Below are 12,532 nucleotides of genomic sequence, written 5' to 3' on the forward strand. Positions count from 1 at the left end.
ATCTGGTCAGACGCCCGTGAAGACCCGGTTGACGTCGGCGGTGGCGAGCACGCCGTAGATTTCGCCGCCCCGTTCGACGAGCAGATATTCGCCCGCGGGGTTGTCGCGCATCGCGTCGATCAGCGACTCGCCCTCGAGGTCGGCGCCCAGCACGAGAGCTGGTTCGAGGGAGCGGGCCAGCGACCCGGCGGAGATCCACGGGCGGCGCGCCTCGGGGGTCGCGTTGACGGCCGCCTCGTTGACGATCCCGGTCGGGCGGCCCTCGTGGTCGACGATCACCAGCGCCCCTGCGCCGCCCTCGCGGGCCCTCCTGAGGGCCTCGGCGAGCGGCACGTCGGCGGCGACCGGCAGCGCCCTCCTGGCGAGCGCGCGGGCCCGCACCTGGGGCAGCCGGGAGCGCACCTTGGCGACGCGCAGCGACTGCGTGGCGCCCATCCAGATGAACGAGGCCAGGATCATCGACCAGATGATCGCGGTGAAGTCGGGCTCCTGCCCGGCCATCAGCGGCAGCACGAGCTGGTAGAGCACCACGATGACGGCGACGCCCCGGCCGACCCACGCGGCGGCGACGGTGCCCGAGTTGGGGTTGCGGGTGAGCCGCCACACCCCGGCCCGCAACATCCGGCCGCCGTCGAGCGGCAGGCCCGGCAGCAGGTTGAACACGCCCACGATCACGTTGGAGAACCACAGGATGTAGAGCAGGACCTGCGGGATGGTGCCCTCGTCGAGGAACTGCTCGACGCCGAAGAAGACGGCCGCGAGGCCGAGCGAGGCGACCGGACCGGCGAAGGAGATGAGGAACTCCCTGCCCGGGGTGTCGGGCTCCCGCTCGATCTCCGAGACCCCGCCCAGCAGGTAGAGCGTGATGCGCTTGACCGGGAGACCGTACGCCTTGGCGACCACGCAGTGGGCCAGCTCGTGGACGAGCACCGACACGTAGAGCAGCACCGCGAACAGCAGGGCGACTGAGTAGTGGACGAACGATGAGAATTCCGGTAGTTGCCCGGCGGCCACCGGTTCGTACGTGATCGTGATGAACGCGGCGACGATCAGCCACGTCGGTGACACGTAGACCGGGATCCCGAACGGGCGGCCCATCCGCAGCCCCGGGGACGGTGTGCTCATAACGGTCTGGTTCCCCTTCCTTGGCATGGATCCTACGCGCCGTCACCGGCCCCGGCGGGCCTCGGAAGTGTCGGGGGCATGGCCTATCGTCTGGGCATGACCCTGACCGAGGAGCGCGCCGTCATCGGCGCGCTGTCCCCCTCCCGTGCCGGTGACTTCATGACCTGCCCGCTGCTCTACCGGTTCAGGGTGATCGACCAGCTCCCCGAGAAACCCTCGCCGGCGGCCGTGCGGGGCACGCTCGTCCACGCCGTGCTCGAACGCCTCTACGACCTGCCGCCCGGGGCCCGCACCGCCGCGGCCGCCCGCGACCTGCTCGACCCGCAGTGGCGGCGGCTGCTGGCCGAGGAGCCCGCCTACGAGGGGCTGTTCGCCACCGACGCCGAGCGCGACGAGTGGCTGGAGCAGGCGCGCGGCATGGTCGACCGCTACTTCACGCTCGAAGACCCGACGGTGCTCGAACCGGCCGAGCGCGAGCTCTACGTCGAGGCGGTGCTCGACAGCGGCCTGCTGCTGCGGGGCTACGTCGACCGGCTCGACGTCGCGCCGACCGGTGAGATCCGGGTGGTCGACTACAAGACCGGCGCCGCCCCCGGGCCCCACTTCGAGGCCAAGGCGCTGTTCCAGATGAAGTTCTACGCCCTGGTGTTGTGGCGGCAGCGCGGCGAGATCCCGCGGCTGCTCCAGCTGATGTACCTGAGCGGCCAGGGCGAGGTGCTGCGCTACCAGCCCGACGAGGCCGACCTGCGGGCGACCGAGCGCAAGGTCGAGGCGTTGTGGCAGGCGATCGAGCGGTCGCTGACGACCCGCGAGTGGCACCACCGGCCGTCGCGGTTGTGCGGCTGGTGCGACCACCAGGCGCTCTGCCCCGAGTTCGGCGGCACTCCCCCGCCCGTGCCCGACGAGCGGCCCCGGCCGTCGCGGCGGCTGGCGGCCCGCGCGGCGACCGACGAGCTCTGAGCGCCGGGCTCGTTCTTGCGGATGAGGTCTGCGGCCCGGCGGACGCCTAAATTGATTGCGTGCGCACCTCCCCCCGTCGGCAGCTGATCAGCGACTCAGTCCTCGCGGTCGTGGTGACCGCGTCCTCGCTGCTCTTCGCGTTGTCCGTCGGGCCCGGCACGAACTCCGGCTGGGAGGGGGTGCCGGTGTTCGGGCGGCCCGCCGACGGCCTCGGGCTGCTGCTGATCGCCGCGTGCACGCTCCCGCTGGCGTTCCGGCGGCGGTGGCCGTTCCTGATCCTGCTGGCGACCAGCGTGCCCGCGCTGCTGCTGACCGGGCTCGGCTACAACCCCGGGCTGGCCGACTTCGCGGCGATCATCCTGCTCTACACCGTGGCGACGCAGCGCGGGCTGGCGCTGAGCGTGCTGGCGGCGCTGCTGGTGATGGCCGGCTACCTGGCCGGGGCGCTGCCCGCCAGCGAGGAGCTCGGCTGGGCCGACCACGCGATCGTCGTGGTCGTCACGGCGCTGGTGTGGGTGGTCGGGCGCACGATCCGGCTGCGGCGGGCCTACCTCGGCGAGCTCGTCGACCGGGCCGACCGGCTCGAACGGGCCCGCGAGGCCGACACCCGGGCGGCCCGCGCCGAGGAGCGCTCGCGGATCGCCAGGGAGCTCCACGACGTCGTCGCCCACCACGTCTCGGTGATGACGGTCCAGGCGGCGGCCGCCCGCACGATGCTGGAGAAGGACCCGGCCGTGGCGCGCGAGGCGCTCATGTCCATCGAGGAGATGGGCCGCACCGCGATGGCCGAGATGCGCAGCATCGTCGGCGTGCTGCGCACCGACGGCCCGGCCGAGCGCGGCCCGCAACCGGGCATGGACGACCTGCCCGGCCTGGTCGACCAGATGCGCGAGGCGGGGCTGACCACGCAGCTCTGGCTCGAAGGCGAGACGCGGCAGCTGCCGCCGGGCGTCGACCTGGCCGCCTACCGGCTGGTGCAGGAGGCGCTCACCAACAGCCTGCGGCACGCCGGGCCGGCCGCCCGCGCGTGGGTGACCGTCCGCCACGAGGCGGGCGAGCTGACGGTGCACGTCGAGGACGACGGGCACGGGCTGGTGCTGAAACGCGAGAACGGCGGCAAGGGGCACGGTCTGGTGGGCATCAAGGAGCGAGTTGCCCTCTATGGTGGAGTTCTGCGGATCGGCCCGCGACCGGGGGGCGGATTCGAGGTCCGGGCCCGCTTTCCCCTCAAGGACAGATAAATGCCGATCAGGGTGCTGTTGGTCGACGACCAGCCGCTGCTGCGCACGGGGTTCAGGTTCATTCTGGAGGCCGAGACCGACGTGACCGTGGTCGGCGAGGCGGGCGACGGCTCGACCGCGATGGACCAGTCACGGGCCCTGCTGCCCGACGTCGTCCTGATGGACATCCGCATGCCGGGCATGGACGGCATCGAGGCGACCCGCCGCATCGTCCGCGACGCCCCGCCGTCGGCCCACGTGCCCCGGGTGCTGGTGCTGACCACCTTCGACCTCGACGAGTACATCGTGGAGGCGCTGCGGGCCGGGGCCAGCGGGTTCCTGCTGAAGGACGTGCCGCCGGCCGAGCTGGTGCAGGCGATCCGGGTGGTCGCGGGCGGCGACGCGATCGTGGCGCCCAGCGTGACGCGGCGGCTGCTCGACAAGTTCGCCAGCCGCCTGCCCTCGGCCCAGCAGCAGGCGTCGCCGAGCCGGCTGGCCCGGCTGACCGAGCGCGAGCTGGAGGTCCTGAAGCTCATCGCCAAGGGGCTGTCGAACGCCGAGATCGCCCGTGAGCTGGTGGTCAGCGAGACGACCGTGAAGACCCACGTCGGCAACGTGCTGACGAAACTGGGGCTGCGCGACCGGGTGCAGGCGGTCGTGCTGGCGTACGAGACCGGGCTCATCACCCCCGGCGCGCATCCGTAGCGCACGACCGCCCGCGGCCCGTCAGGACTTGCGCAGCTCCTTGAGCAGCAGGTCCTTCACGTCGGTGGCGTGGTAGCTGTCGCCGTCCCACGGGCCGATCAGGACCGGGCCGTCGTCGGGCGAGTCGGGGAGGCGGCCGTGGCTGCCGCTGACCTGCTTGGGGTCGAGGGGGACGACCGACATCTCGTACCGGAAGCCCATCTTCTTGCGCAGCAGCGCCTTGGCGGCGATGGCCTTGCTGGTCATGAACAGCTCGGCGGGGTCGTAGCCGGGCTTGCGGTGGATCTCGACCAGCTTGGCGAAGTCGGGGGCGCGGTCGTCGTCGAGCCAGTAGTAGTAGGTGAACCAGGCGTCCGGCTCGGCCACGGCGACCAGTTCCCCGGCGCGTTCGTGGTCGAGGCCGTACTTCTCCTTGCCGGCCTGGTCGAGGACCTCGTCGACGCCGTCGAGGCCCGCGATCAGGTCGCGGACGCGCGGGATGTCGGCGGAGTCGCGCACGTAGACGTGCGAGATCTGGTGGTCGGAGACCGCGAAGGCGCGGCTGGTCCACGGGTCGAGGTACTCCATGCCGACCTGGGTGTAGACCTCCAGGAGGCCCTCGCGGCGCAGCGCGCGGTTGATGTCGACGGCCTTGGAGGCGTTGGTGATGCCGTACTCCGACAGGATGACCGGGTTCTGGTCGAGCAGCGGCACCAGCGCCTGGTCGACGGCCTTGGCGGCGTCGATCGCCTGCTGGGAGTCGGGGCCGAAACGCTGCAGGTCGTAGTCGAGGTGCGGGATGTAGACCATCGTGAGGTCGGGCTTCTCCTCGTTGATGATCTTGCGGGTGGCGCCCACGATCCAGTTCGACGAGGTGATGCCGGCGTTCGGGCCCCAGTAGGTGAACAGGGGGAACTCGCCCAGGTCGTCGACGAGCCGGTCGTGCCACTCCGGGGGGCGCACGTACGCGTCGGGCGACTTGGCGCCGTCGGCGTGGTAGATCGGGCGGGGCGTCACCACGAAGTCGGAGTTGGTGCCCATGGCGTACCACCAGCAGACGTTGGCGGTCTTCAGGTCACGGGTGACGTCCCAGATCTGCTCGCCCTGGATGAGGGCGTTGTGCTGGCGCCACAGGAAGACCTCGCCGAGGTCGCGGAAGTACCATCCGTTGCCGACGATGCCGTGGTCGCGGGGCATGGCACCGGTCACGATGGAGGCCTGCACCGAGCAGGTCACCGCCGGCAGCACCGGCGTGAGGGCGGCGGCGTTGCCCAGTTTCGACACGTTGGGCATATGGGCCAGCAGGCGCGGGGTGAGCCCGACCACGTTGATAACGAGCATGGTTGTTGTCCTCAGGAATGACGTCGCAGGAATTCGATGGACCTCTGGGCGACCGCGGGGGCGGCGTGGCTGTGCCGGGCCAGCTCGACCGCGATCATCCCGTCGAATCCGCGCAACTCCGCCATGACGGGCGCGAACTCGATCTCTCCGTCGCCGAACTCCAGATGTTCGTGGACACCTCGCCGCATGTCCTCGATCTGGACGTGCACCAGGTAGGGCGACGCCCGGCGGACGCACTCGGCGACCGGCCAGGGTTCCAGGCACCGGCAGTGCCCGATGTCGAGGGTCAGCCCGAACCGGTCGGGCTCCCCCAGCCGCTTGCGCAGCCGCTCGTAGGAGGCCAGGTCGTCGACGAGCATGCCGGGCTCGGGTTCGAACCCGAGCACCACGTCGTGCTCCTCGGCGTCGGCCAGCAGGGTCTCGCAGTGCGCGGTCAGCCGGTCCCACGCCAGGTCCTCGGGCACCTCCTCGGGGCGGATGCCGCTCCAGAAGTGCACGACGGGCGCGCCGAGGTCGGCCGCGACCTCGATGGCCCTCTTCGTGTACGCCACCCGCGCCGCCGCGTCGTCGTGCAGCAGCGTCGGGTAGTGCTTGCGGAACCGGTCGAGGGTGTAGCGGCCGCCGGTCTCCACCACCACGCTCAGGCCGAGGCGGCCCAGCTGGGTGGCGACCCGGCTGACCTCGTCGAACGTCGGATCGGGGCCGAGGTGGCCGTGGTCGAGGGTGAGCGCCACGCCCGTGTACCCGAGGTCGGCGAGCACGGCGAGCGCGTCGTCGAGGGAGTGGTCGCGGAACCCGTTGGAGCAGTAGCCGAAGTTCATGCCGTCGACATCTTCGAGGAGAGCCAGCGGCCCACCGGAAGCGCGGCCAGCAGGCCCAGCCCGGAGAGCGTCTTGCCGCCCCCGGCCACGGCGGCCGACTGCAGCGGCACGAAGCCCATGATCGAGGCCCGGACCGCCTGGCGGACCTGCTCGGGGTCGGGCTTGCCGCGCAGCGCCAGCGTCGCCCTGCCGCCGCTGGCGGCGTATCCGGCGATGAGGGCGGCCGCGGTGGCCTTGTCGACGGCCGAGCCCGCGCCCCTGGCCACCGAGACGGCCGCGAGGCCCGTGGCGGCGGCCGTACAGGCCAAAGCGCCGCGGACGGTGGCCGGGCTCGCCCCGGACACCTCCGCGCGGCCGAGGATGCTGATCCCGTAGGTGTGGGCGCCCACGGCGAAGGCCATCGGCGTGGCCTTGCCGGCGCCGAGCATCACGTCGAGCGTGCGGCAGGCCGCCATCGAGGCGGGGCCGGCCGGGGTGTGCTTCAGGCCCATGTCGTACGCCCACACCGCCCCCGCCAGCAGCGCGGAGATGGCGAAGCCCTTCCGGCCGCCCGCGAGCGTGGCCGCGGCGATCCCGGCGCCGGTGAGCCCGGCGGCGATGCCGAGGGCCTGGTTGGCCGAGATGCGCCCGGACGGGATGGGCCGCTCGGGCCGCTCGACCGCGTCGATGTCGCGGTCGGCCCAGTCGTTCAGGGCCATCCCGGCCCAGTAGAGCAGCACCGAGGCGGCGGCCAGGCCGGGGGTTCCGCTGCGCCCGGCGAGCGCGGCGCCCGCCATGGTGTCGCCGGGGACGGAGAGGGTGGCCGGGGCGCGCACCAGTTCGAGTGCCGCCCTTAACCCGATTCGACTCATTTACGACTTCCGATCACTTACCAAGCTAGATGATCGGATGTTTCCAGACTTTTCGTTCGGAAGCGAGCCCTTGACCTGCTTCAAGGTAGATATCCACACATAAAGGAACTGGACGCGGGCGTGGTTCGTCTCCCTGACGAGGGGGTGGCGATGACGAGATCGCCGTGGAGACACCGTCTGCGGGTGGTGCCGGGGGCGGCCGTGGAGGCGCTCCTGAAGCGGCTCGGCCTCCGGCCTCGGTCACCGGCCCCGGTGCGCAACCCCGACGGGTCGACGACGTGTAGCGGGATCGCGCACGGTTTCCCGGTCCCGGCGCACGCGATGTCCCACCGCGGATGGACGCACGGACTCCTGACCGTGCACCGGGACCAGGTGACGTTCCGGCTCTCCGACGGCGACGTGCTGTGCTCGTTCCCGCGCGAGGGCATGGTCGTCACCGTCAGGTGGCCCGGCGAGGGCGTGCTGAAGCGCGGGGTCATGGCCCGCGTGCGGGTGGATCTGCCCGACGGGCGGGTGATCCGGATCAACCTGCGGACCGCGTACAGGGAGGTCGTCGAAGACCTGGCGGGCCGCCCGCTCGGGAAGCGGGCGGCCGGCTACTAGGCGACCGTGGCCGGGGTCTCCGTCTTCGACGGCGCGTTCTCCGGGAAGTGGCAGGCGACCGCGTGGCCCGGGGCGAGTTCCGCCAGCGGCGGCTCCTGGGTCTTGCAGATCTCCTGGGCCTTCCAGCAGCGCGTGTGGAAGCGGCAGGCCGGCGGCGGGTTGAGCGGGGAGGGCACGTCGCCGGTCAGGCGGATGCGGTCGCGGCCCTCGCGCTGCTTGGGATCGGGGATCGGCACCGCCGACATCAGCGCGTTGGTGTAGGGGTGCATCGGCGAGCCGTAGAGGCCCGCGCGGTCTCCCACCTCGACGATCTTGCCGAGGTACATGACCGCGACCCGGTCGGAGATGTGCCGGACGACCGACAGGTCGTGGGCGATCACCACGTAGGTCAGGTCGAGCTCGTTCTGCAGGTCTTCCAGCAGGTTGACGACCTGGGCCTGGATCGACACGTCGAGCGCGGAGACCGGCTCGTCGGCGATGATCAGCTTGGGCTTCAGGGCGAGGGTGCGGGCGATGCCGATGCGCTGCCGCTGGCCGCCGGAGAACTCGTGCGGGTAGCGGTTGTAGTGCTCGGGGTTGAGGCCGACCAGCTCCAGGATGTCCTGGACGGCCTTCTTGATGCCCTGCTCGGTCTGGATGCCCTGGATCCGGTACGGCGCGCCCACGATGGCCCCGACGGTGTGCCGGGGGTTCAGGCTGCTGTACGGGTCCTGGAAGATCATCTGCATGTCACGCCGGAGCGGGCGGAGTCTGCCCTGCTTCATGTGCGTGATGTCGTGGCCCTCGAAGGTGATCTTCCCGCCGGTCGGCTCGATCAGCCGGGTGATCAGGCGGCCGGTGGTGGTCTTGCCGCACCCCGACTCGCCCACCAGGCCGAGCGTCTCGCCCTTGCGCACGTCGAAGCTGATGCCGTCGACCGCCTTGACCGCGCCCACCTGGCTCTTGAACAGCCCCTTGGTGACCGGGAAGTGCTTCTCCAGCCCCTGGACGGACAGGATGGTTTCGGACATCAGGACTCCAGCTTCGGCTTGATCTCGGTGGCCCAGATGTCCCGCCGCTCCTCACGGGAGAGGTGGCAGCGCACCAGGTGGCCTCCCTCGGTCTCGACCAGGTCGGGCACCAGCGTGCTCCCCTTGCCGCCGGTACGCGGCTCGAAGGCGCACCGAGGGTGGAAGGCGCAGCCCGACGGCACGTTGATGAGCGAGGGCGGGCTGCCCTTGATCGGCAGCAGCCGCTCGGTCACCTCGCGGTCGAGGCGGGGCATGGACCCCAGTAGACCCCAGGTGTAGGGGTGCTCGGGCCGCTCGAAGATGTCGTCGGCGGAGCCGTATTCGATGCACTTGCCGCCGTACATGACCAGGATGTCGTCGGACAGTTCGGCGACCACGCCCAGGTCGTGGGTGATGATGATCAGCGCGGCGTTGAAGTCGCGCTGCAGGTCGCGCATCAGGTCGAGGATCTGCGCCTGGACGGTCACGTCGAGCGCGGTGGTCGGCTCGTCGGCGATGAGCAGCTCGGGGTCGCACGACAGCGCCATGGCGATCATCGCGCGCTGGCGCATGCCGCCGGAGAACTCGTGCGGGTAGCTGTCGACGCGGCGGTCGGGCTGCGGGATGCCGACCCGGCCGAGCATGTCGATCGCGTGCTTCTTGGCGACCTTCTTCGGGACGTCGTTGTGGATCCGGTACGCCTCGATGATCTGGTCGCCCACCGTGTAGTACGGGTGCATCGCCGACAGCGGGTCCTGGAAGATCATCGCCATCTTCTTGCCCCGCAGCGAGCGCACGTGCTCCTGCGAGGCCGTGACGAGTTCCTCGCCGTCGAGCCAGATCTCGCCGGAGATCTTGGCCCGGCCGCCCTTGTGCAGGCCGAGGATGCTGAGCGAGGTGACGCTCTTGCCGGAACCCGACTCGCCCACGATGCCGAGGGTCTTGCCGCGTTCGAGCTGGAACGACAGGCCGTCGACCGACTTGACCAGGCCGTCGTCGGTCGGGAAGTGGACCTTGAGGTCGTTGAGCTGGAGGAAGGTCATGACAGCCGCACCCTCGGGTCCACGACCGCGTAGAGCAGGTCGACGATCAGGTTGGCCACGACGATGAAGAACGCGGCCAGCATGGTGAAGCCCATGATCTTGGGCAGGTCGTTGGCGGCGATGGCGGTCGTGGCGTACTTGCCGAGGCCCTGGAGGGAGAAGGCGTTCTCGGTCAGGATCGCGCCGCCGACGAGGATGCCCACGTCGAGACCGAAGATCGTGACGATCGGGGTGAGCGCGGCGCGCAGGCCGTGCTTGCCGATGACCTTGCTCTCCTTGAGGCCCTTGGCCCGCGCGGTGCGGATGTAGTCCTCACCCATCGTGTCGAGCATGCCGGCCCGGGTGAGCCGGGCGTAGGCCGCGGCGTTCAGGAAGGCCAGGGTGAGCCAGGGCAGGATCAGGTTGTACGCCCACAACCCCGGATTCTCCGTCAACGGGGTGTACGCGCCTCCTGGGGCGGTGATGCCCAGACCGTACGAGAGCAGGGAGAGCGCCACCAGACCCGTGAAGAAGGGCGGCAGCGACACGCCCGCCAAGGCGATGATCATCGCTCCCCGGTCGAAGATCGAGCGTCTCTTCAGCGCGGAGAGCACGCCGACCGAGACGCCGATCACCAGCCAGATGACCGAGGCGCCCGCGGCGAGCGAGAGCGTCACGGGTAGCCGGTCGACCAGATCGGGCCAGACCGGTTGCTTGGTGACGAAGGAGTACCCGAGGCAGGGGGCGGGGCACTGCTCGACGCCGGTGCCGTAGTCGTACTCGGCCCCGACGAAGACGCCTTTCACCCATCGGCCGTACTGGACGACGACGGGGTCGTGCAGCCCGAGCTTCTCCGCGACGGCGGTGACCGTTTCCGCGGTGGCCGCCCGCCCGACATACCGGTTGGCGATGTCGTCGGGCGTGACGCCCGCGAGGCGGGGCACCACGAAGAAGATCGAGAACGTGACCGCGCTGACGATGAACAGCATGGCCAGGGCGCCGATCAGGCGCCGGATGATGTAGGTGACCACTGTCCCCCCTCGGCGATGGGGGGCCGGTCCGGGTGGGACCGGCCCCCTGTCTGCCGAACCTTAGGTTTGCTACTGCTGGACGCCGAGCGCCAGGTAGTCGTACATGTCGAAGGCGCCGGTGATGAACTGGTTCGTCACACCCTTGCCCCGGAGCAGCAGACCCTTGGCGTAGACGGCCGGGAGGACGTAGGCGCCCTCCATGACCTTCTGGTCGATCTCGCCCCAGACCGCGTCACGGGCGGCGGTCTCGGAGGTGGCGAAGGCCTTGTCGACGAGGGCGTCGATCTCGGGCGACTTCACCGACAGGTTGTAGTTGCCGGCGTCGCGGATGGTGCGGCTGTCGACGATCTGCGACAGGAAGCCGAAGCCGTCGTTCCAGTCGGCGCCCCAGCCGTTGGTGGCCAGGCCGATGCCGTTCGCCTTGGTGTAGGCGGGCTTGCCGGCGTAGGCGGTGAAGTACTCCGAGGTCGGGAAGCCCTTCAGGGTCAGCTTGATGCCGACCTTGGCGAGCGCCTGCTGCATCGACTCGGCCGCCGCGACCTCCTTGGGACGGTCGGAGCGGAAGGTCATCGTGGTCTCGAAGCCGCTGGGCTGACCGCAGGCCGTGAGGGCCTCCTTGGCCTTGGCCTCGTCGCCGCTGGCGGTCGGGTAGAGGTCGAGCTTCTTCCAGCCGCCGATGCCCGAGGGCAGCAGCGAGGTGGCGATGTCACCCGCGAGCTGGCCGCCGTAGGCGTTCTGCAGGCCGACGCGGTCGGCGGCGTAGATGACCGCCTTGCGGCACTCGACGTTGTCGAGCGGCGGGTTGTCGTTGAGGATCGAGATGTACCAGGTGCGGGCCGAGACCGGGTTGTCGGCGCGCTCGCGCAGGGCCGGGTCGGTCTGGATCGAGCCGAGGGCGGCCGGCTGCACACCGGTGCCGGCGATGTCGACGTGCAGGTCGCCGGCGATGATCCGGTTGTCGAGGTCGTTGGCCTCGACGCCCAGGCTGATCTCGTACTTGTCCGGCAGGGCCTTGCGCACCGGGTCGGTGGCCTGGTCCCAGTTGGGGTTGCGGACCAGCACGTACTGCTTGCCCTGCTCGACGGTCTCGAACATGTAGGGACCGGAGGCCACGACGTGGTCGCGGTACTTGATGCCGGTGTCCTTGGCCTGCGGGACCGGCACGGTGGCCGGGAGCGCGGCGAAGTTGTCGAAGCCGGAGTAGGGCTTGTTCAGGTGGAAGACGATCGTCTGGTCGTCGGGGGTCTCGATCGCCGAGTCGGTGTTGACGTCGGGCGTCTTGTAGACCGACTCGAAGTCCTTCGGCAGGTCCAGCCAGTCGTTGAAGTACGTCGGGCCGTTCACGAAGGTCTTCTTGTCGAGCTGGCGGAGCACCGCGTACTTCACGTCCTTGGACGTGATCGGGGTGCCGTCCTCGAACTTCACACCGGCGCGCAGCTTGTACGTCCAGGTCTTGCCCTCGTCGCTGCTCTGACCCAGGCTCTCGGCCAGGTCGGGCACGAGCTCGCGGCCCTTGGCGCCCGGCGCGGGGTTGTAGGTCACCAGCGGACGGCCGTAGATGCGCAGGAGGTTCCACGACATGCCGTAGTAGGTGTCACCGGGGTCGATGGAGTCCCAGTCCTCGGTGACGGCCATCTTGAGGGTGCCGCCCTTCGTGTCCGAAGGGTTGGTCACGTTCTCAAGACCGGCGTTGAAGCCGGCCGCCCCGGCCGACGGCGCCGAGGTGGAGCCACCGCCCTCAGTGGCGGCCGGGGTCGTCGTGCCGCCGCCGCCGCAGGCCGAGAGGGCCAGCGCCAGGACGGCACCGGCGGCCGAGACGACCAGTGCTTTCTTCTTCATTGCGTAAACCCCTTGTTGGTAGGAGCCGGGGAAACAGGGTGGAAGC

Annotated in this window: 12 protein-coding genes; 4 read left to right on the forward strand and 8 right to left on the reverse strand. The window is 70.3% G+C overall.

Annotation, left to right across the window (positions count from 1 at the left end; translation table 11 throughout):
* Positions 1-6 precede the first annotated feature (6 nt).
* Positions 7-1,125 (reverse strand): site-2 protease family protein, encoded by a 1,119-nt coding sequence (locus AW274_RS27435; protein ID WP_062437534.1) that lies wholly within the window; start codon positions 1,123-1,125, stop codon positions 7-9.
* 96 nt (positions 1,126-1,221) lie between these two features.
* Here AW274_RS27435 and AW274_RS27440 point away from each other — a divergent pair, with 96 nt between their 5' ends.
* From AW274_RS27440 to AW274_RS27450, 3 genes are read left to right on the forward strand one after another with little or no spacing between them, the layout of a single operon-like run.
* Positions 1,222-2,085 carry a RecB family exonuclease gene (locus AW274_RS27440; RefSeq protein WP_157520753.1) on the forward strand — a complete coding sequence of 288 codons (864 nt, stop codon included), beginning with the start codon at positions 1,222-1,224 and terminating at the stop codon, positions 2,083-2,085.
* 59 nt (positions 2,086-2,144) lie between these two features.
* Entirely contained in the window at positions 2,145-3,326 is a 1,182-nt protein-coding gene (locus AW274_RS27445) for a sensor histidine kinase (protein WP_198169437.1), read from the forward strand.
* Positions 3,327-4,010 (forward strand): response regulator, encoded by a 684-nt coding sequence (locus tag AW274_RS27450; RefSeq protein ID WP_062437541.1) that lies wholly within the window; start codon positions 3,327-3,329, stop codon positions 4,008-4,010. It abuts the gene before it with no gap.
* Positions 4,011-4,031: 21 nt separating this feature from the next.
* Here AW274_RS27450 and AW274_RS27455 read toward each other — a convergent pair whose 3' ends face one another.
* The 3 genes from AW274_RS27455 to AW274_RS27465 are packed head-to-tail and all read right to left on the reverse strand — an operon-like array spanning position 4,032 to position 7,002.
* The gene (locus tag AW274_RS27455) at positions 4,032-5,330 is read right to left on the reverse strand and encodes an alkaline phosphatase family protein (protein ID WP_062437544.1); all 1,299 of its coding nucleotides are present in this window, start codon (positions 5,328-5,330) and stop codon (positions 4,032-4,034) included.
* Between the two features lie 11 nt (positions 5,331-5,341).
* Positions 5,342-6,151 (reverse strand): sugar phosphate isomerase/epimerase family protein, encoded by an 810-nt coding sequence (locus AW274_RS27460; protein WP_083974863.1) that lies wholly within the window; start codon positions 6,149-6,151, stop codon positions 5,342-5,344.
* A complete protein-coding gene (locus AW274_RS27465; protein ID WP_062437546.1) occupies positions 6,148-7,002 on the reverse strand; it encodes an SCO3242 family prenyltransferase in 855 nt (284 codons plus the stop codon). Before AW274_RS27465 ends, AW274_RS27460 begins: the two co-directional genes overlap by 4 nt.
* Positions 7,003-7,152: 150 nt before the next feature.
* Between AW274_RS27465 and AW274_RS27470 the strand changes: the two genes are divergently transcribed.
* Positions 7,153-7,605: a hypothetical protein gene (locus AW274_RS27470; protein WP_157520754.1), complete on the forward strand. Its 453-nt coding sequence runs from the start codon at positions 7,153-7,155 to the stop codon at positions 7,603-7,605.
* On the opposite strand, the gene AW274_RS27475 is transcribed toward AW274_RS27470, so the two are convergent.
* The 4 genes from AW274_RS27475 to AW274_RS27490 all read right to left on the reverse strand — a co-directional run bounded on the left by AW274_RS27475 (position 7,602) and on the right by AW274_RS27490 (position 12,486).
* Positions 7,602-8,615, reverse strand: coding sequence for an ABC transporter ATP-binding protein (locus AW274_RS27475; protein ID WP_062437551.1), 1,014 nt, complete (start codon positions 8,613-8,615; stop codon positions 7,602-7,604). The genes AW274_RS27470 and AW274_RS27475 overlap by 4 nt on opposite strands.
* Positions 8,615-9,637 carry an ABC transporter ATP-binding protein gene (locus tag AW274_RS27480; protein WP_062437553.1) on the reverse strand — a complete coding sequence of 341 codons (1,023 nt, stop codon included), beginning with the start codon at positions 9,635-9,637 and terminating at the stop codon, positions 8,615-8,617. The genes AW274_RS27475 and AW274_RS27480 overlap by 1 nt, the downstream gene beginning before the upstream one ends.
* The gene (locus AW274_RS27485; RefSeq protein WP_062340278.1) at positions 9,634-10,647 is read right to left on the reverse strand and encodes an ABC transporter permease; all 1,014 of its coding nucleotides are present in this window, start codon (positions 10,645-10,647) and stop codon (positions 9,634-9,636) included. Before AW274_RS27485 ends, AW274_RS27480 begins: the two co-directional genes overlap by 4 nt.
* Before the next feature lie 69 nt (positions 10,648-10,716).
* Entirely contained in the window at positions 10,717-12,486 is a 1,770-nt protein-coding gene (locus AW274_RS27490; protein ID WP_062437555.1) for an ABC transporter substrate-binding protein, read from the reverse strand.
* Positions 12,487-12,532: the final 46 nt, after the last annotated feature.

The organism is Herbidospora daliensis, from assembly GCF_001570585.1.
Taxonomy (GTDB): domain Bacteria; phylum Actinomycetota; class Actinomycetes; order Streptosporangiales; family Streptosporangiaceae; genus Herbidospora; species Herbidospora daliensis.

Excerpts from the sequence above, each read along its gene's own strand:
- AW274_RS27480 (WP_062437553.1), bottom strand. The coding sequence starts at position 9,637 with ATGACCTTCCTCCAGCTCAACGACCTCAAGGTCCACTTCCCGACCGAC.
- AW274_RS27465 (WP_062437546.1), bottom strand. The coding sequence starts at position 7,002 with ATGAGTCGAATCGGGTTAAGGGCGGCACTCGAACTGGTGCGCGCCCCG.
- AW274_RS27460 (WP_083974863.1), bottom strand. The coding sequence starts at position 6,151 with ATGAACTTCGGCTACTGCTCCAACGGGTTCCGCGACCACTCCCTCGAC.
- AW274_RS27435 (WP_062437534.1), bottom strand. The coding sequence starts at position 1,125 with ATGAGCACACCGTCCCCGGGGCTGCGGATGGGCCGCCCGTTCGGGATC.
- AW274_RS27450 (WP_062437541.1), top strand. The coding sequence starts at position 3,327 with ATGCCGATCAGGGTGCTGTTGGTCGACGACCAGCCGCTGCTGCGCACG.
- AW274_RS27440 (WP_157520753.1), top strand. The coding sequence starts at position 1,222 with ATGACCCTGACCGAGGAGCGCGCCGTCATCGGCGCGCTGTCCCCCTCC.
- AW274_RS27455 (WP_062437544.1), bottom strand. The coding sequence starts at position 5,330 with ATGCTCGTTATCAACGTGGTCGGGCTCACCCCGCGCCTGCTGGCCCAT.
- AW274_RS27470 (WP_157520754.1), top strand. The coding sequence starts at position 7,153 with ATGACGAGATCGCCGTGGAGACACCGTCTGCGGGTGGTGCCGGGGGCG.
- AW274_RS27490 (WP_062437555.1), bottom strand. The coding sequence starts at position 12,486 with ATGAAGAAGAAAGCACTGGTCGTCTCGGCCGCCGGTGCCGTCCTGGCG.
- AW274_RS27475 (WP_062437551.1), bottom strand. The coding sequence starts at position 8,615 with ATGTCCGAAACCATCCTGTCCGTCCAGGGGCTGGAGAAGCACTTCCCG.